This is a genomic window from Marinobacterium jannaschii DSM 6295, assembly GCF_000620085.1.
Taxonomy (GTDB): domain Bacteria; phylum Pseudomonadota; class Gammaproteobacteria; order Pseudomonadales; family Balneatricaceae; genus Pontibacterium; species Pontibacterium jannaschii.
In genome coordinates this window covers 21021-41139 of the sequence record NZ_KK211070.1, presented here as the reverse complement: position 1 = coordinate 41139, position 20119 = coordinate 21021, and the positions used below count along the sequence as shown (strand labels likewise).

General features: G+C 49.0%; 7 protein-coding genes and 1 pseudogene. All 8 read right to left on the bottom strand.

What is annotated here, in order from left to right:
* Positions 1-28: 28 nt before the first annotated feature.
* Positions 29-2539 (bottom strand): type IV secretory system conjugative DNA transfer family protein, encoded by a 2511-nt coding sequence (locus tag Q354_RS0123325; protein ID WP_027859728.1) that lies wholly within the window; start codon positions 2537-2539, stop codon positions 29-31.
* 389 nt (positions 2540-2928) lie between these two features.
* Positions 2929-4266 (bottom strand): secretion/conjugation apparatus DotM-related subunit, encoded by a 1338-nt coding sequence (locus tag Q354_RS0123315; RefSeq protein ID WP_027859726.1) that lies wholly within the window; start codon positions 4264-4266, stop codon positions 2929-2931.
* Complete coding sequence (locus Q354_RS0123310) at positions 4247-4699, bottom strand: lytic transglycosylase domain-containing protein (protein WP_156948477.1); 453 nt, start codon at positions 4697-4699, stop codon at positions 4247-4249. Before Q354_RS0123310 ends, Q354_RS0123315 begins: the two co-directional genes overlap by 20 nt.
* A gap of 878 nt (positions 4700-5577) precedes the next feature.
* Entirely contained in the window at positions 5578-6303 is a 726-nt protein-coding gene (locus Q354_RS0123300) for a hypothetical protein (protein WP_027859723.1), read from the bottom strand.
* A gap of 17 nt (positions 6304-6320) precedes the next feature.
* Positions 6321-6683, bottom strand: coding sequence for a hypothetical protein (locus Q354_RS0123295; protein WP_156948476.1), 363 nt, complete (start codon positions 6681-6683; stop codon positions 6321-6323).
* Positions 6684-7007: 324 nt separating this feature from the next.
* Positions 7008-9122, bottom strand: a complete 2115-nt coding sequence (locus Q354_RS0123290) for a DNA topoisomerase (RefSeq protein WP_027859721.1) — start codon at positions 9120-9122, stop codon at positions 7008-7010.
* 41 nt (positions 9123-9163) lie between these two features.
* Positions 9164-19432 carry a DEAD/DEAH box helicase family protein gene (locus Q354_RS27005; RefSeq protein ID WP_036231348.1) on the bottom strand — a complete coding sequence of 3423 codons (10269 nt, stop codon included), beginning with the start codon at positions 19430-19432 and terminating at the stop codon, positions 9164-9166.
* A 72-nt stretch (positions 19433-19504) separates the two neighbouring features.
* Positions 19505-20119 (bottom strand): annotated as a pseudogene (locus Q354_RS28500) (hypothetical protein); the annotation flags it as partial.

Genomic DNA, 20119 nt, shown 5'->3' with positions numbered 1-20119 from the left:
TTGTATAGTGATTTTATTTTTGTGACCACTAATGCGGTTTACCACCTTCCATGATCTTGCGTACATTTTCAGCAAGTGATTCGGCATTTCGTACGGGTTTAGGCGGTATCATGTAAGATACACCGGCTGCGAGAGAGCTAACACTGCCCTTGGCTGTTTGAACGGCGTCTTCACTAGACATACCTAGTATTTCGTTTATTGAGGCAAATTCCCTAAGAAGTCTGTCTTGGGTTTCAGCATCAAGTGATACGTATTCATTGCCTTCTGAGTGCTGTGTCAGACACTCGGCTTGTTTGCTAGTTTCTGGTAGGAGATCTTCTGAATTCAGTGTTTTTTCAGGATCCGGGACTTCGACCTGTTGAGCGACTGCACTATCCAGGGTGTGATGTAAGCAGTGTTCTGTCGAGTCATCATCTGTTTCATCTCTTGTTTCCTCGCCTTCATCGAAATCAGCATATAGCGACGAATCTCCAAATTCAGCCAGGCCCTCGCTGCTATCTATATCCGACGGAGCAGCTTCGAGGTGACCAGTCGAGGTGATATCAGGCTGGTGTTGTGGGTCCGCTAGAGGAGAATTTGATCGTCGGGTTGGGGTAACCGTCAGAGAGAGTTCTTTATGGAACCCAGCCAGGATCTCGCAACCGATATCTTTACCGCTGCCGGAAGCGGTGCCTGCAAGCCTGGCAATCTTTTTCAATGAGGCAGGCAATTTGGAGACTCTTTTTCTGTCTTGGCAAAGAAAATCCAGCAGATTAAGTTCTGTCTCAGTGGCTGCGTATTCGGCATCAGTCGGGAAGTAACTACGAACCAGGCGGTGATATCTGATGTTCTCTGTGATGGCGTGTTCATTGATATCGGTGTACACGAAATCAATCATGGAGTATTTGCCACGCCATATAGTAGCAAATCTACCGGCATCCAATTCCTGAAGGTCTTGGATATCGACCGGTTTCCGTCTTACTACAGACGGAGTGCTATTGGGCATATAGCGTCCTACCCAACCACTAACATGTTCGTATCCTGAACGCACAATCACGTCGACCTCACCTAGCAAACCGGAAACTTTGTCCCAGGTCTTACCTGAGTCCTCCATAGCACCTATTAACTTTAATCGTGCGTTGGAAAATATGGATTCTGCATCGATCTGACCGCCACGCTCAGTACCGATATAGTCCTGTGCGCCCATGAGCCCAGAAATATTGATGCCGCGAATCTGAGCGGGCAGCAGACTGAAATCTTCGATGATATAGAACGCAAATTCGTCAAACTGGTAGGAGTAGGGTGTTTTCCAGGCCTTTGGCAGGTTGCTGGTGGTCTCCTCCCTTGTGCCTTCGTATTCGTCCCCCAAGCCTCGTGCTGAGGCCGCACGTGCCAAGGTGAGAAGCACTTTACCCAGCCCCGTTAACTCGTTACCAGACTTTTCAAGAGCCGGGATCGTAAACACCAGAAATCGTCTGTTATCGACGGTATCGTTGATATTCACTTCGCCCTGATCGGTCAGATAAATAGAGCTGTAGTTGGTGGTGAAGGAAGCGATAATTTTCTGAAAGTAGTTCAGGGCGTAACCATGCATCTTTGTTACGTTATCTGGTTGTTGATTTGCCGGCTTCTCGAAATTGTAACTAAGACCAGAAAGATAGGACTTGGCATAGGCGCGAGTTTCTCTTGATAGTTCAGGGTGTTTGGTGAGCTTGTAAAGCTCATCGAGCGGCATATGCCGACCGATCTCGCGTATATCCAGCTCTAGTAGCCCCATCACTTTGAGTTCGTGAAGGATGGGCATCAGGTACTCAAGCAACGTTACAGCTTGGTCGACAAAGACCTGGTTGTCTCCACCGCCCTCGTTACTGGCGGACATGAGTGACGCCATCGTTTCCTTACTGGTTGCGGCTGAAGAGCTGGCAAACGGATTTATACTATTTGATCCCTTGGTTTTTCGTCTGCCTATTCTGGTTTTATCGCCAGTAATGTAGTTAATACCGAAGAAGTCATCTTCAGCCCCTACCATGCGGGTCAACGTGTAGTATTGCTTGGGAAACATCTGTGTTCCCTTGCCATCCCCTGCGAGAATGCCGGATCCGGAAAAAATGAAGTTCATCGACCAGGTTAACAGCGCTTCGGATTTACCCGCTCCGGTCGCTCCCATGATATAGGCATGAACTTTACTGTCTCCCCAGCTTAGCCAAAACTCCTTACCTGTTTTGGAGTCGTTGCCCAATAGCATCGAGCCTTTGGCTGGCTTGGTCCTTCCTTTGTCATCTTTCCCTTCAGTCGGGTCCGCTAGGCCAGAATTCTCGGGGAGTCGTCCAGGCAGATCTGGCTGACGACTTCTGAATACGGTGGGTAATACAATTAGAGACGCAAAAGCGAACAAAGATAATGAAATGCTATCTGGCAAGAAGAAGCCGATCAGCATCAGTGTCGACGAGAGAATGTAAATGGCCCCTCTTGCTGAGGAACTTTCTGACCAGTCGATGTACTTCGTTAATGGAGATCTTGGGTCAATAATGACCTCTTGTCGCTTAAGCGTATATGTCATCGCTACTCGTTCCGTAAATTAGCCCTGGCTAGAGAAAGGGTAGTTTGTCTCTTCGGCTTGCTCTGTCACCGCTGAAGCCTGGTTCTGGGATGTGGGTGGTGGCACCACTAAGGTCACTGCGGTTGCGCAGCAGATCACGACAGACGCGATAAGGCTCAAAGGCCAAAGGATTCCCCGCTTCGCAGTGTTTGGGTTATGCTTTCGGATGACTTTTTGAAGTACCTTAAAGTCTTCAGGTGTGGCTGGAATAGAGTCAGCCTCGACATAACTCCAACTGATTTTCCCTTCGCTAAATACAAAGCGGCTACTAATTGGGGCCGATGTCGAAATGTCAGTATTCTGCAAGTAAACCGTGTGTCGTTTGCAGATGATTCGCAGAGTTTGCTTTTTCATGAGATTGCCTCGATTCGTTGTTTAGCTTCGGAAATCAGCGTTGGTCGGCTCCCGTCTTCATGTTCGACTAGTACGTCTTCATATAGCCAGTCTGACTGCTGTAGTTGCAGCATGAGATCGATCCAAGCACTTCTAACATGTGGCTTGACTAGTGGGCGCTTGTGCCGGATCTCAGCCCTGTAGTGCGTCCTAATACCACAGGTTTCAGTCCTAGCTCTTTCCAGCCCGATTTGATTGATTGCGAAGTACAAAGTACGGTTTACGGGCTTCAACCAGATGAAGTCACGGCTCTGGATCGTTTTGTAGTTGTCCTTTGCCGTGCTATAGAGCGATGTAAATGCTGTGCTCCAATAAGCATGTGTCCGCCTTGCTGTGTTCAACGCCTTTATAACCTTAAGGTCGCTCTTGATAAGGTCGTACAGAGCGTCAATACCATCCAGGTCGGCCTGATGTTCTCCCGAGCTGGTGTCGTCCCCTTCGATGAAGGTATCTGCAATTTGGTCAAGCAGTTCATTTATCAACGTTCGGGCGTCATCTCGTTGGGAAATGCAACCTAAGAAGAGAATCCATAATGCGCGCTCAAGGTCGGGGAGCTGATTGTGGTCAATCATTCCATCATCCGTGTAGGCACACTTATCCCCCAGCTGAGAGCTAATGGCATCCCTTAACTTGGTGGTGTTGAGTCGAAGATGCCCGTGATAGTGATCGTGCATATCGTGGCGTTCTTTAAGCGACAGCGATTCAATAGGGGCAAGTTTCAGATCCTGAATATGGGCGCTATCAACTTCGGTCGTAAATAGGTTCAAATTCAGGCAATACGCTACCGGATTGTGTTGAGTCGCCCAGGGGCCGAATCTCGGATCTTCGTTCTCAAGTACCTTTCGAGCTGCAGGTTTGACCCGCGGATAGAGATGCATGAAATGGTCTCTTAGCAGCGACTCTTTAGTGAACTTACGGGTGAAATCAAGCTTGGCCGCATGCTTTATTAAGTAACGCCCGCGAAACAATAGGATCGGTGCCAGAAACAATATGATGGACTTGAAAGTTACTGAGGCAAAAGCGATAAATACCGAGAAAGTAACTTTGTCCGGCGTAATGTGGTTTAGGTATGCATCATAGTTAAAGATTGAATCTCGATATGAAAGAGGAAATATTGGAATATATGCGAGGGGAATTTGTGGAATTCTTGTGTATTGACCCAACCAGGCCGCATACACCGTGAGCTCATACTTCCATTTTAGCCAGCCAAGATAAAGCAGAAAGGAGGTTAGGCATAACAGAATTACGACAGTCCACAAGTTTTCTATAGGCTCTTCATTTCTTTCCTGCGCCATTTTTTTTATCCCCGAAGTAAGTCTTGTATTTCTGTATTAGCTTGTTTCTGTATCTATTGCGATACTTTGGAGTTTTTGAGTGATAGGTTGCAAGAACACCGAAGTAGTCGAGATCACTGTTTTTGTACTCACGCTTTCTGCGATCTATCAACAGCGCCGCTGCCAATGTATTTAAGCAAGCGTTATACCTAATCTCATCGTGAGATAAATTAAACGTGTCCTTAAGATACTTTAGATTGACAGTGTTAATCTGAAAGAAGCCGTAATCGTAAGTGCCATTTGACTTGTTGCGAACGTGGATGCCGTTGCTGCCACCTTCGACTTTGTAAATCAAAAAGAGGTCCATCATGCTGACCCCTGTTTTTTCACTGACAACCTCCATACAGGTCGGTGTCAGGTGTGTAACGTAATCGGGTGGGGCTGGAAGATCCAAAGCTTACCTCTTGTGAAACTCGCGTAGGATGGCCAGTGATAAGGTGCTAGAAACAGCGATGCTTAGGGCAATACTGGATACCAGGGCAGAGAGAGATAAACGGTCCCATACGAGTGTCCAGGCTGTTAGCGCTAGTAATGGAAGAACGCTCCATAGGACTGATGCTATGACCGGTTTAGTATCGAGATCCGATTCGGGAATAGTCCAGTTTTTTACCCCAGCCAATACCACCTGTAGAAACGCTATATAGGACACAGCCACCATAAAGGAGACCGATACAATTACTAATGTCACTATCTCAGTTATAGGTGCGTACTTGAATAAACAAGTGAGAGCAACAATCGCAAGTGTGGAGAAATAAGATCTCCAATACTTATTCGATATATGAAGAGTTACAGAGCTATTGCTAGTACACGATCTTAATTTGAGTACATCTGTCCAGGATATATAGGCGCGAAAAATCAGGTATATAGATAGGGATATCGCTACGACTATCGACGACCCTGATATCAGAAGGTCAATAAACGAACCTTTAAAAATAAAGCTCTGATAAATATAGAACGTAAATGCATAGATTAAGACAATGAACCAAGTAATATTTGATCCGGTTGCTCTTATGGCATTGATCATCCAGAACTCTCTATCACGATGATCAACTTCTTCTAGCTGGTAGCTAGTGGCAGCAGATTCATTCGAACTCGCTGGCGTAAACAAACCCTTAAATAAAGTTTCGAGTACACCTTTTGTCTCCGCTAGGTTTCGATGGTTTCTTCTGAATGAAGAGCCCAAGACATTAAATCCAAATGCTTCTTTAGCTATGAAACCGGAGGTCTTAAGTACCTTTTTACCCTTACTGGGTTTTGAATCTCTTTCGGCACTCATCGTTGCATCTCCATGCTATGTCTTAGTCCCAATTGCTCAATGAGGTTACTTGCAGCATCATCAAACTTGTTAAACAGATCATCAGTCGGAAATCCCAGCCCATACTGGCGAACAATGTTTGCCGGTGATTCGGACTCCAGCATTAGGCGGTACTTCTCCGCGTCTTGATCAAATATCGCCACGTAAAGTTCGGTGAGCTGAGTGATCAGTGCGGATCTGACTTCATTGTCATCACCAACCCGCTCAGCAGCCGCCGAAGCGTAATTGTCGATCACTGAAAATGCCTTATTTGTCAGCTTGCTTTGAGGCCTCAGATAGCTGAAGTTCGCGTGTAGTGAACTTAGTTTCTGTAAGGTGATTACGCTGGCTACAACGAGGTTATCGGAGTATGTCGGAGGCGAAATAGGCCCGGCCTGCATGAATTGAATAGCTTCATCACATACATCTACTTCAATACGCCCCGTCCGTTCAAGCGAGGAGCAGGCCAGCGGAAGAATCGCGTTTCTGATCCACGCCATGTTGGGTTCAAATGCTGTATCTACTCCGAGAGATACAGCAACCGAATGCGCAGCATTGTAAAAATCTTCACTCACTTGATTCAGGTCGCACTGATAACTTGACCTGGCTGCTGCAACTTGCAGTTGGTTAAACACCTTTAGCTGGTGCAGCGCGCTTCGAGTTGGTGAAGCCGCTGGCTGTTCAAACTGTTGCAGCAATGACATGTCTAATCCGGGTAGGGCTAGGCTACTGTTTGTTCAGGAAGCTCAGGAAGGATCGAAAAGAGGGCTGTATCGGGTATGACAGAGATGTCGGTACCGTTATACGCCCTATATTGATTAAGAACCTGTCGAAGTGTGTGCGTTGCATGCACCAGCGCCGTACCAAAAGGCATAGTGTTTTCATCAGGCTCCGGTGCAACGATGATCATATGGCTCAGATTGTCGGTCGCCTCTGCGCCTGATTCATTGATTGAAAATCGGAATTTATCCGTTGAGCCTGTCTCTGCATGGGAAGAGATCATACCCACCACGATTTGTGGCAGAAGCCCAGCAGGGCTTAGTGCATCCTCAACCGCCATGGGGATCCCTTCAAACTCAATCATTGTTACACCCTCCTGGCGGGCAAGCTCGATCAAGCTTTCTGAGAGCAGTGTAATTTCCTGAACTTGAACTGCGGACGCAGAGTTACCGCAGTTCGGGCATGTATGTTTACCACCGGTCCGTATTTCCTCTAACCACGTGCCACAGTGCGCGCAGGGGACTTCCTGAATTAGCATATCTATCCGTACTCCGTATGCTGCGTTGGAACTAGTCGCCATATATATTAGCTATATTATCGTATTGTCAGCCAATATGACAATGTTTAACTAATTAGTGGCGATCGTATTCTACATATTCCAAACAGTTTAGGAACAAATATCTAAAAACTAACCTTGCAAACCCTTGTTTGAATTTCGCCCTGGGCAGTTTCTGTTGCTGCAGGAAAGGTAGGGTGAAGCTGGCTTAGATGATTTAGTATTTCTCTGCATCTTGGTAATCATTTTTGAGGCGCATTTCGGACATTTGCTTCCGTGCCCCTCAATTGGCTTCACTGGACGTCCTTTATCGTCATCGACATATTCCCTGCAGGAGCGGCACTGCCAATACGGATTACCCTTATCAGGAGTGCGTCGTGTCAATACACCTCCGCAGTCATGAGTGAAGGCCAACGGGTTGTTTCGAATTGTTACCGTATTGGAAGTGGCAAGCTGTCTTCCTATGTAGTCGTTCACATTCTGCTTAAACTGAACCGCCTTTGTCGGGTCGGACTTGATGTTTCGGAATGCGATTTCCCACATCGCGGTGAGGTCTGGTGTGGTAAGCGATGAAGCCAACTGCGAGATGATTTCGTCGGCCATTAGACCGCGTTTGGAGATGTCGATAATATTTCCTTTGGCTACCAGAAGGTCCCGGAGCTCAAGCCCTTCCAGTATGCTGGCCCGAGTTGCATCAGTGCCAAGGCTGGCTGTCTTAATGCGTGTTTGTAGCTGAGGACTACAGAACCGTTTCGCGTTTTTCATGATGGCCAGTAGATCACCACGCGAGTACCTTTTCGGTGGGCGTGTACTTTTTTCTGATACCGAAAAAGAATCGATCGAAATAGTTTGCCCTTGCTGTAGCTCTGGAATGTAAGGCACATCTTCTTTTTCCTCAGAAATAATCGCACTCCAGCCAAGCTCAAGCACCGTCTGTCCTCTGAGAGAAATTGTGTAGGAGCCTACCGACAGGGTGGCGCTGGTCGTTTCAACTGAAACATCAGGGTAAAACTGAGCGAGATAACGCAAGCAAACTATCTTAAAAATACTGCGTTCCGCCTCGCTTAGCCGCCCCCAGTCAGGCAACTTTCCGGTCGGTCCCAGGGCCGCGTGCTCAACTACTTTGGAGGTGTCGAACGCTGATGAGGGGTTGGAAATATCAGCTCCTGCAGCAGCTGACTCAATTCCAGGTACTTTGCCCAGCATTGCAATGGTTTTTGGCGCTTTGGCAAGCTCGTCTGTTTCATAGTGGTCTGAGCCCGTTCGGGGATATGAAAGAAGCTTGTAGGTCTCGTAAAGGCTCTGGCATGTTTCCAGTGTTTTTGCGGGTGGGAATTGCCATTGTTTGTCCGCATGGATCTGAAGATCGGTTTGGGTGAAGGGGAGGGGAGCGGCTTTTCTACTGTGGTTCTTCGATATCGCTGACACCAAGCATTCTGCGTTCTGTATGCCCCGCATAATCTGATTAATGGCGTCTTTATCAGTACAGTGACCATTCTTTAGCAGATGGTCTGGAAGATTGACCTTGCCTTCGACTTTCGTGCCATCAGGCATCACTAAATTCGCAGAAAGCTCATAGTACTTTCCCGCCTTGAACTGATCGATTTCACGTTTTCTGTTGGCGACGATGTGAAGGATGGGTGATTGCACGCGACCGGCGGGCACCAGAAAATCATATCCGCGTTCCTGAGCGAGTAGCGTGAAGCAGCGTGAAAAGTTGATTCCGAGTAACCAGTCTCCCTTTTCACGTGAATCTCCAGAAGCTGCGATTCCTGCGTACTCGGAGTTAGGCCGCATTTCCCGAATGGCCTTGCGGAGCCCGTTGATTTCCATTTCAGACGACCAGACACGCCACGTTCTGCCTTTCCAACCGGTTTCTTTAAGGAAGATCTCCCCCATCAACTGACCTTCCTGGCCTGCATCAGTAGCGATCACAACCTCGTCAGCCTTTTTCAACAGTCCACAAATGGTTTGAATCAGGTCTTCCTTGTCTTTCATTTTTTGATACCGAAATTGCTCAGGCCGAATGGGTAGGCTTTCAAGATTCCAGCGCTTCCACTCATCTTTGTACTGGCCTGGCTCCAGCAGCTCGTATACGTGGCCGGCCAAGTAGCAGACGATCCAGTTGTCGCCTTGGTAATAGCCTTTCTTCTTATCTCTTTTGGTATCGCCACCCAGGGCCTCAACGTATGTGGCTGCAGCAGAAGGTTTTTCGCAAAGAAAAAGTTTCAATGTATTGTGCTCCATAGAGGAGCCGGGTATCGACTACCCGGCTGACGTGTGGATGATTAATGGAGGGGAGTGGGTGCCTGGCTTGGGACCGATTGAGCTGCGACAATATCAGCCACAGTGATTAGCTCATCATCAGTGAGAGAGGGCTTAGCCGCCTGCTTTTTGGTGCCGACTAGGCCACCAACAGACTCCAGTAGTAACTCGAATTCGTGCAGACCTTCAGTTGTTATGAATTGGCTTGGATCTTCCTGCTCAGCCATTTCCCGCAGCTCAACATCCAGTTCTCTGCTGCGTTTATCCAGATCCTGTAGTTCTGCTGCGTGAGGAAACTCGCTTTCGGCTTGACTGGTAAGCTCAACGAGCTGACTACGATAGTTTTCAATCTGACTTTCAGTGTATGCAATGCGAGTTGGGATGTTTTGCAGCGCGCGCTCCAGCATTGAAACAAACTGTTCAGGCCGCTTAGTGATATCTACTTCAATTGGGAGTGCCGTATCCAGCTTCACAGCATAGCTGTTGCCCTTGTTAAAGCAGCTGAATGGGATACCCATAATGTGGCCGCACTGAAACCCTTTCCCAAACACTGGATTGCGCTTTAGGGCCGCAATGATTGCAGCACCCGCAAGGCCATGTTTATCGAAACGTTGTCCTTCCACGACGATATCCAGGCCACCAGCGAAGTCCGGGTTACGATTCTGTTCGATGGTATCTCTTAGTGAAGTCAGCTCTGCAAGCCGGCGCTCTACATCTGGTATTAAACTAGTTTCTGTCTGGTAGATATCGCGAATGGCCAGTCTTTTTGATCGATCGTGACCGAGACTCAACATGTACAACTCATCCAACCGCGAATCCACTTCAATCTTGTCGCGGATGAGTGTATTGCCGGTTGTGATTGCCATGATTTCGGCAAACCCAGGATCGCAGTCTTCTTCCATCGAACGTGCGCATTTCTCAGGGGAAGCCATACCTTGGGTGATGAACTTCAGCTTTCTGATCAGTGCCTCGAACATGAACAGATCAAAACTGTCTTCGGTTGAGTAAAAGTGGATGTTCACGCCATCGAACAGGTTGCCCTGGCGATCGAAACGCTTTCGCCGCTGGTGGACGTCGATAGGGCGCCAAGGAACATCCAGCATGTGCAGGTCACTGCCGCGTGTTTGTACGTTGGTTCCAACCCCCATTTTGTCAGAGCTGCCAAGCAATATACGGATTTCACCGGACCGAACTTTTGAGAATAGGCGCTCTTTATCAGCATCAGTCTTGGCATCATGAATGAAGGCGATTTCTTCGGCTGGAATCCCCATAGCGATCCATTTGGCCTTCATGTCGTTGTACAGGTCGAACGTTTTATTGGGGCCTGGTGTTCCGGAGTCGCAGAATACAAGTTGTGTACGGGCATCGGTTTTATGCTCTGCCCACTTTTCGAAAACTTCTTTGACACATAGGTTTAGCTTGGATTGAGGGTCGTCGGGTAACTTTGGATTAAGCAACCGCATATCGATCGCTGCTAACCTGCCGTGGGTAGATATCCTCAATAGATTATCTTCAGAAGCGTCCACGGATCCATTCCGTACGGATTGAGCCCGATGGCCAAGCCAATTCATGAACAGCTTTATTTGGTCACTGGCCGCTGCGACATGCCGGATCTCTTCGCAATTTGGTGTAGGGAGGTCAAGGTCTTCGGCTGTCTTGATGTCTGCGAAGGTTCTGAACAGCCGAATTAGCTCAGGCACATTGTTGAACTTCGAAAGTCGCTGCTTTACCTGGTAACCACCGCCTTCCGGTTTAATTTCTACATGCTCGACGACTTCTGCGAAGTTACTGAGGAAGTGGTCGAAGTGTTGCAGATCCATATCCCTAAGTAGCTGGGGCGCAGCCAACCGAGCCATTACATAGAGTTCTGATAGGGAGTTGGTGATTGGAGTGGCGGTGGCCAGCAGTACGCCTTTTTCATCCCCCCGTTGCTCCCTGATATAGTCGAACTTCATCATGCTATCGAGACCGCGAATGGAGGTTGTGGTATTAACCCCGGCGATCTGCCCCAACTTAGTTGGGAATGCGATGTTCTTCAGGTAGTGGGCTTCATCGTATGATACAAAATCAATGCCCAGCTGATCGAACTGAATGGCATCTTTCTTTCTGGTAACCCTGTCGACCATACGATCAATCTTGGCTTCGAGGTTCTTGATGGAGCGCTGTATGCGTCTCTCTGACCACTTATCGCCTTCAAATTGGGCTTCCCTCAATAGGCTCTCGTATCCATCTAATTCACTTTCCATCGAGGAGCGGATGTACTCCTCAGGCAGAGCGATTGCGTCCCACATGCCATGAGTGATGATTACCAGATCCCAGTCTTCAGCGGCAATACGTGCAGCTGTCTGCGATCGGCCGTCTGCAGAAGCTAGAAGTTCCTTATTGGCCGTGTATATCTTTGCTGATGGGTACAGCTCATACGCTTCGAAGGTGAATTGCTCCAGCATATGGTTCGGTACCACCAACACAGGCTTTTTCGCGAACCCTAACCGCTTATGTTCGTAGGCAATCGTGATCTGCTCAATCGTCTTGCCAGCGCCTGCTTCATGGGCGAGCAGATCTCCGTGAGGTGTTGTCAGTGCCCGCTCGACACCTTGATACTGGTGCGATCTAAACTGCAGCGGCGAGCCTTTGAGGGTCTTGGCCTGCCCAGGGAATGAGAGATAGCTTCCGTCGTATCCTGCTTCCTTAAAGCGGTTGAATGTCTGGTTGTATAACGCCTCAACTTCATCGGCACGTTCCGGATACGAAGTGCTGTATTTGATAAAGGATTCGAAATTTGCCTGAATTTCTTTTAGCTTGGCGCGGGCTAAGCTTGTGTTCTCATGATCAACGATCAGTTCATCGTTAAACCGCTTTTTAACAGTTGGCTGTTTCAGTTCAAGGGCGCATTTTACAAGCTCAACGAAACTGCATTCTGGGATGCCGTGCACTGTTGTATTTAGCTTATCGCATGCAGCAAGCGCAGCCCCTGTTACTTTGACCTTCCATTCAGCTGTGGTGGAGTTGTACTTAACGTCAACGCGATCAGAATACCCGGCTTTGTTCAGATCCAACGTCTCTCTTATAAACTGAGAGATCATGTGGTCTGGGATCCAGAATGAACCCAGTTTTACGCTGATATCTTCGATTGGAACGGGCTTGGGTAAGTTCTCTTTAAGTGCTTCGACATTTGCCTTAAAGGCGGGATTCACTTCAGCCGCGGCTTCTGCATCTTCCAGCTTACGGTACATATCGCCAGCCAGGTAAAGAGGGGCTGGAATCCAGGCTCCGATGTCGGGATCCAGGAAGCAAGTCGCCTTAAGTTGTTCGATTGCATCATCCAACTCTATCTGCAGCAAGTTCGCCACTCGATCAGCGTTAATCATTGCTGACTCATCCATCGCTACGGCGATCGCATCCCGGATGTCGGTAATTTCAGGCTTTGATGAAAGCGCGACCGCACGCTCTTCGAAGATGGATGACTTTATGTAAGTCCGGGAGGCTAGGTCATACAGCTCAAGGGCCAGTACAGAGAAACAATCCGGATCCCGTTTCAGTTTCTTTAGGAACTTGCATTCAGACAAAGGACCATGGCTGGTCACAAAATTGTCGTAGATGCGATTCAGGCTCTCTCTAAGAGGCTCTGTTACATCATCTGGCTGATAGGAACGTTCAGCTTCATATAGGGTTGTCGCGGCATCTCGCAGCGGAATATAGTCAGCAATGCCTGATCGTTCCCGTTTATTCAGCTTCACCTCCTGATAAACACTGTCTCCCAGGTAGATGCTGATCGCACCGTCTACAAGTGCGTAGGAACCGCGTTTAATCGCAGCGGATTGATGTTCTGAGCTTTCGAATACCTTAGGGGCTTTGCGGTGTTGTACCGGTTCCGCATCGAATACGTTTTCTTTGATGTCAGCTAAGCGCTCTGATAGAGCATCAAGGCTATTAACCGCCGAGTCCGTCCACTCAACACCGATTTCAGCACCGTACTGGCCAATCTTTCCGGTAAGCGTGCCATGCACATGGCCAGGGTGATCAAGAAAGTACTGGTTGATGAATGCCGGTTTTGATTCCGGATCCTCTTGGCTTGGTTGTAGCGCTTTGGGCGCTTCGACAGAGTTCACCCAGCGGTCGTCCCCGCGCGCCTCTCCTGGTTTTCGCTTACGGAAGAAGACCATATCGGATACGACTTCTGTTCCAGACGATTGGAATGTATCGGAGGGCAAGCGAATGGCATGGACCAGATCCGCGTCTCTATACAGCGCCTTACGGATAGCCGGGTTCGCTTTATCGAGGGTGCCTGTACTGGTGACGAACGATACCAAGCCACCAGGCTTGGCTAGCCGTACTGATTGCAGCAAAAAGTAGTCGTGTACTAAGGGGCTTTTACCAGTTTTGCGGTCGTATATAACGAAGTCACCGAAAGGTACGTTTCCGGTGACGATATCCTGCGAGCCTTCTGGCATAAGGATCTTTTCAAAGCCTTTATTGATTACCTTGGCTTCCGGATAGAGGTGGCCGGTGATTGTGGCGCTCATTGCGTCGAGATCTACAGCTGTGATCTCAGCGCTACGTCGCACACTGTTTGGGGCCAATCCGATAAAGTGGCCGGTACCGCAAGCAGGTTCAGTGATTGATAGTGAATGTGTAGCGTTTGAAATCCCCAGGCGGTCAAGCGCTGACCACATGAAATCGACTACAGGTTTGGGTGTGAAATATGCTGTAAGGGTGCTGGCTTTTAGCGCTCGATAGGCAGAGGAGTCTACCTCTTTTAGTCGTGCTAGCGCGCGCCGGAGATCCTGAGAATAGGCCTGGTAACGTTCCAGTTCTTTGCGGATAGCTTTATGACCTGCACCGGTATATTCGGCCAGCATAGTCATTTGATCTTGCGAAAGAGTTTTATGCCCACCAGCTTTCACTATGTCGCAGTAAAGCTCGATACATGCGGCGGTATTGGCGATCAACTCATAGTCGGCACGTTCCGCTTTGTAGATAGCATTAAGTTGCTTCTCGGGCGAAAAGAATAGTGACTCGTCTCGTTCAATGACTAGTTGATTGTCATGGTCGAGCTCAACAGGGTTGCGATCGCCACGTGAATCAAGTCGTTTTCCAGATCCAGCTTTTTCCGGCGCACGTTGAGGAGTGCCTGTTCCCGTTGCGCGTGATCCCGGATCTGCTGTGCGGATCGGATCAATGGCTCCGTCATTTCGTGCTCCTGGTTCTCGATCTGTTGCTCTGTTTGGATCAACCAGTTTTCCAGCAGCGATTCCTGTTTCATCTGCGCCACGATTTCCGGATGCTGGTTTGTCAAGCTCGCCTGCAGGCGCTGGGCTATCTGTCCCAAGTTGTTCATCACTAAGAGTCTCCTGTGCATGGTCGGTTAATATATTATAGCTATGTGCAAACTTAGTGTAGTGCGAAATAAGCCCATCAGTTATCTCAAGAGCCTCTTCGCCTATGCCATGCACTACGTCACCATTATCGGGATTGGTAAGTACGACAGAGTAGAGTTCTAGCTGGCCCCTAGCATCGAGGGTCACCGTCAACTCACTATCGAGCTGTTCACTTGAATAGCTGGGATCCAGGCGGTGGTTGAACACCAGTTCGAGCCGGTTTGATATGTTTGATGGGAGTGCCCGGACGGCCAATTCCATAACGCCAGGATAGTGAATTAACAGCTCTTCAAAGTACGGTCCCTCGCTGGCCAACAGTTTGCTTAGAGCAGTGTCATCCATTAGCTTCGCGAGCTGTCCCATGATCGGGGAATCCTGCTGATGGTCTGGCGCGATGTAACTGAATTTGGCTTTCGATAGAGTATTGGCTGATATCTCTTTGGCAGCACTAGCCGCCTTATCATTTTCAAGAAGCTCTTCGGAGAGATTCACGTCGAGAACAAAGTTGAAGTTCCTGTAGTCGGCGTAAGGATCCGAATCGTGGTAATTGTATGCATTGGCAATGGCTTCAAAGTAGCGAATGAGCGCCGCGCCCTCAGCGGTATACTTCGATGGGTATTCACTATAGGACGTATGTGGATTTGCAGCCTTGAAGCTATTCCAGTCAGGATTGATCAGCGGATAGAGAGACCTTGGCGCATCCTTGATGGTAATCTTTAGTGAACCGTATCCATGTTTCTTAAAGGTTGCCTTCACATCTTTGGGCAGGATTCCAGCAGCCTTATCCTGCTTCACACGCTCTCGCAAATGCTTATTGATGGCCGTCAGATCATAAATGCTTTCTTTGGCGTATTCCTCGCCATAACTCGGGAGGTTAGAGCAATCGACCTGAGTCTTGTATAGCTTCCGAAACTCGTTAGCCATGTCGATAATGTCATCGATGCTTTCGCTACGGTCGCCATCGACATTAAAGTGCTTCGCCTCTGCAGATAGCTCTTTTGAGTATGGCTTGTAGTAGTCTGCGCTGAAATGCCAGGTGAAGCCTGACTGCTCTGAGTTCTCGTTTTCGACTACTGAGATCGTAAGCTCCATCGGACCTGAAGAACAGACAAGCTGGCTTTGCCGAGGCTGTTGGGGGTCATCAGTCAGCTTCCAGTCTTGTAACTTTGAATCCAGACTGCGAAGGGCTTGGTACGCTGGGCGCGCTCGATATGCGTTGTTGTTTCGATTGTAAAATTCGTTCTGGATTCTCTCTGCGAGAATCTGTGCAGCCTCAAATGATAGCTTGTGCTGATCCTCCAGTATCTCGACAAACTCCGAGTATGAGCCGGTTAATCGATAGCTCTCTATATGCTCATCTGTGATCTCTATAAGATCCGGAGCGTATGACACATTAGCGAGTTCCTTGCGTAGCTCGCGCTGTTCGTTTTGGGCGTTGGTTCGGGGGATCGGAGACAGTTGGTTGTAACCGTCAATGAAGACCTGCAATTGCGCAATCTGATAGCGGAGGAGTACTTTTTTGTAACTCTGATCCATCTCATTGGCGAGATAGTCTTTGAGACCCTGAATGGATGAGATCTGTTCTCCCATGAACGTCTCTGCAAAGCTGGCATCCTTCGCGGATCCCCAGTACCGCGCGATGGTGGTGTACGCCTGCAGCTGGCTATGCAGCGGTAGATTGCTGGATGTTCCGTTCTGGTGAAGTATGGTTGCAACCAGTTCAGCTATACGATGCTCATGAAGCCCCTTGAGAGTCGATGTCTCGATCTTGAGGAAGTTGTAGCCAGTCTCTTCGATAACCTGCTTTGTGTGATTGTCAGCGTCCAAGGATGACTGGGTAAAGCTGATCAGATTGGCCAGATCCACTTCATAACCAGCCTGACGAGCCTGAGAGATCAGTTCTGATATCTCGGTATCTAGCTGAGCGATTCGTCGCGCATCCTGCAGGGAGGGAACTTCCTTATCCTGTGATAGTTCCACATATTCAGTAATCAAGCCGATAAGAGACGGGTAGTCAGTGCCAATGTCTTTCAGGGTCTCTTCGATTGACTTGGAGGTTTGATCGGCTTCAAAGGTATCCTGAGCGGTTCTCAGGCGTTTACTGTCTGTGAAGCTCAGGACATTATTCGATTTGCTTGGTGCGCTGCTGTGTTCAGGCTCTGAGGCTGTGGTGTTAGCTACTTCAATAACGTTCGGTGCTTCAGCCGATTTTCTCTCATCAACTGCAGTATCCATAGTGGTAGCTTTCGGTTCTGCAGGTAACGGGGAGGATGCCAGGTCTAACTTCTCGGTTTTAGGCTCTTCAACTATCTCTTCAAACTCTGCAGTTTCAATGTCTTCTGAAGCGTCACTGTTATTGGTGATCGCGGCTATTTCCTGAATGAGCGCATTGCGAGCGGCTTCATACTCGTAGTATTCGTATGTCTCATACATCAACTCTGCAATACGCGCTTCAGAAATGCCTTCTGACAAGGCTACCTTTATAGCGCCAGACGCTTCCGGATAGTTGGACAGCAGTCGACGCTCTGGCGACATATCGACATAGTTGTTTGCCTGAAAAAAGCTGTATGCAAACCCTTCAGGAGTGGCCGAGCGGGCATTTTTTGTTGCCAGGCTTTTTCCACCATATTGCGAGTGCATTTTACTACCCGCAGTGGGTTCAGTGTTCGCTATCGGTAAGTCTTCGTTGAACTGTCCCCACAGTATGGTTTTTTTGGTGTAGTCTTCTCCAAAATGATGGGGCTGGAAGATCAATCTTGCTTTCGGAAGCCCTGTTAGTCGTTCAATACGGCCAACCGGGTTTTCCAAGGCCCAGAAGCCCTTTGGACGAAAATACTCGATGGTTCTGAGGGTCTGAAAGACCAGCTCTTTACTTGCTTCAGTGCGTCCATCGGCATCTTTTTCAGCAAACCAGCGGGCTCCGGACGATGCAAAGTCAGTGCAAGGACATGCAGCCAGAATTCCCCATACTTCGCCAAAATCCCAGTTCTCGATAAAGTAGTCGGCACTGAATTCCATTACATCCTGGCCGGACTGAATGTCGAACCGGATAACGTTATAGCCGGCTTCTTCGTATGGACGGCTCCATTCGCCAGAAAGGTCGAAGAAACTGAGAATGGTACGGTTAGAGTTCTCGGATCTGTTCTCTCGAAACTGTTTTCTTACGTTTTCTTTCCAGCTATCAACTCGGGCTTGCGCTTCGGACTCAGAGAGAAACCCTTCCGCCTTGGCGCTCTTTTCAAGGCTTACCCTTTCAGGGGGATCCTGAAACAAGCTGGCCCACTCATCAGTGATTTCCCTGAACGCGTCAACGTCCATGGTGATCGGCACCAGGCTTTCATCAACCGGATCAAATCCCTTGGCGTCATTTACATTAGCGGCGGTATAGTCAAACGTTCGGGTCTCATCTAAGGGCTTTCTTTGGTTGGAGCGGTGCTCTGGGGCGGTACTGATTGCTGTGTCTGTCGTTGCAGGCTCCGCTGGTAGAGGCTCATCTGCACCATTCGATATATCCGAGTCAGCTTCGATTTCCTGCTCGATCAGCTCCGCCTGCAGACGCATTGCCTCATCGGCCCATGGTTGGCCGACAAAGCGTTCGTATGTTTTTTCAGGGGATGCTGGTGGTGGAACAGATTTGGAAGGCTCGATGTAGCGCTGTGCTTCTTCGATAGTCAGTTGATAATTAGCTGCCAGATAATCTGCAAGGCTAGCGTCTGACGTATGAGGCTGAACTTTCATCAGCGAAACACGAGGGTCGTCAGCTAAGTCCCTAATAATATCCAGGGCTTGGCCAACCGCTGCACGCCAGCTGTAGATGTCACCAACGATTTCTGTGATTGGGACCAGGTCATTCTCGGTCGGAGAAGCGGGGGCAATATCTTGAGTATCCGCCTTGCTCTCGGTTATATCGTCGGTGGATGGAGCTGCCTTGCTTACATCATCTTCTTTTACTGGCTTGCTTGAGCTTGGTACCGGAGCCTTTTCAACGACCGCTTCAGCGTCTGTCTCTGATTCGATCTGTATTTTTTCATGCAAAGCGATCGCATCAGCCCATTCAGCGGGAGTTAGCAGTAATGGCGATAGATCAGGGTGTCGAATAGTCGCGCGCAGCACACCTGCAGGGGAATCAGCAATGCTGGATAGGTTGTTAATGATCTGCTCAGGGGTGGAGCCCTTTTGGCACGCAGCAAACTTTCCGTTCTGCAGGCGAACGACCACCAGCGATTCATACTCAAACGGAACGTCGAATTCTTTGTCGGTAAAGCCTTCGATTTCGTTATTCAGTGCCTCCTGGCGTGATTCCATGAAAGCGTTGGTAAAGAAGTCCATCGTTACAATGTTATTGGCACCGACAACCACTTTTACCCATTGGTTGTCATGAAAGTACAACCTCTCCGGGTTGCTAGCGCTTGCACCACCAAAAGGGGGCGCGTTTTCTTCCAGCCAAGAGGGCAACATCCTATAAGCAGGCGGGACTATGCCGTGAAACACTCGGTGGCCATCGATATTTGCTTCTGTTGCCTGTTCATACAAATAGTTCAGCGCACCATGCATAAATTCATCGACTGACTTGGTGCGTTCGGTGGCAGAAGAGGTCGGAGGAGCTGGCTTGGCAGCTTCTCTTCGGTCTACCAGAAACGAATCTACTGATTGCTCAGTTATGTTTACTAAAGGAAATGCTAGCCTTAGGTGGCCTAAGTCGAGCCCAGATACTACACGCGAGTGTCCGGACGTATCTCTTTGAAAACCCAGCGAGACCAATACCGAGGCTTCATGCGAACCAATATCGCCATCCAGGTGGATTGTAGGAGCTTGATTGGTTAGAACCAGCTTGGCGGAGATCTTAGAGTTTGTTACGTCTTGATGCTTGCTGAAGTCCAGCCACAGACGAGATGGGGTTACCTTGCTATTCATACTGCAATCCTTATCAGAAGTCGCTTAAGTCGCTTTCTCCTCTAAGGAGAAAGCGACCTCCATGGCTGAGCGTTATCGGTTCAGGTTTGGTGCGTTTCCGTGGCTTTGGCTCAAGTCAGCCGCGAGGCTTTCGAGATTCCAAGAATCGATATCGTTGTTGGTCGCACTACCATGATTGGCAAGTAATTTTTGGACGTGATGATCCAACACCATGTTGGCGTTGCCGTATTGTTCTGGGATTGCCTGGCGCAAGGTACTGACTGCATCCTCCAGCATGTTGAGTACTTCGGCAGCGCGGTTCACTGGACAAGCAAAAACGTCGTCCCTTAGCTGAATTTCAACATCTGGAAGCGCCCGCTGTATCGTTTGAACCGAAGAGGTTTCAAGATCCAAGTCAATATTGGGCAACTGGACTAATACCAGATCACCAGCCCGTTTCACTGAATAATCCCCGCCAGTGGCTGACGGCGGTTGCGGTTGCGGTTGCGGTTGGCTCTGCGGTTCAGGCTGGAACTGATGAGGATCCTGCCACTGGTCCTGGTACGTAGTGCTCTGGGCCGGATCCTGCTGGTAGTCCTGATACTGGGACTGTTCTGGCTGGCGGGATGCTGGTGCTGGCTGTGGAGCACGTTGTGCCGGTGCCTGCTGATGGCCCGGCTGCTGAGCCTGCTGCGGCTGGCGGGATGC

Coding starts and splice junctions, on each gene's coding strand:
- Q354_RS0123325 (WP_027859728.1), bottom strand. CDS start 2,539: ATGACATATACGCTTAAGCGACAAGAGGTCATTATTGACCCAAGATCT.
- Q354_RS0123315 (WP_027859726.1), bottom strand. CDS start 4,266: ATGGCGCAGGAAAGAAATGAAGAGCCTATAGAAAACTTGTGGACTGTC.
- Q354_RS0123300 (WP_027859723.1), bottom strand. CDS start 6,303: ATGTCATTGCTGCAACAGTTTGAACAGCCAGCGGCTTCACCAACTCGA.
- Q354_RS0123295 (WP_156948476.1), bottom strand. CDS start 6,683: ATGATTGAGTTTGAAGGGATCCCCATGGCGGTTGAGGATGCACTAAGC.
- Q354_RS0123290 (WP_027859721.1), bottom strand. CDS start 9,122: ATGGAGCACAATACATTGAAACTTTTTCTTTGCGAAAAACCTTCTGCT.
- Q354_RS27005 (WP_036231348.1), bottom strand. CDS start 19,432: ATGAATAGCAAGGTAACCCCATCTCGTCTGTGGCTGGACTTCAGCAAG.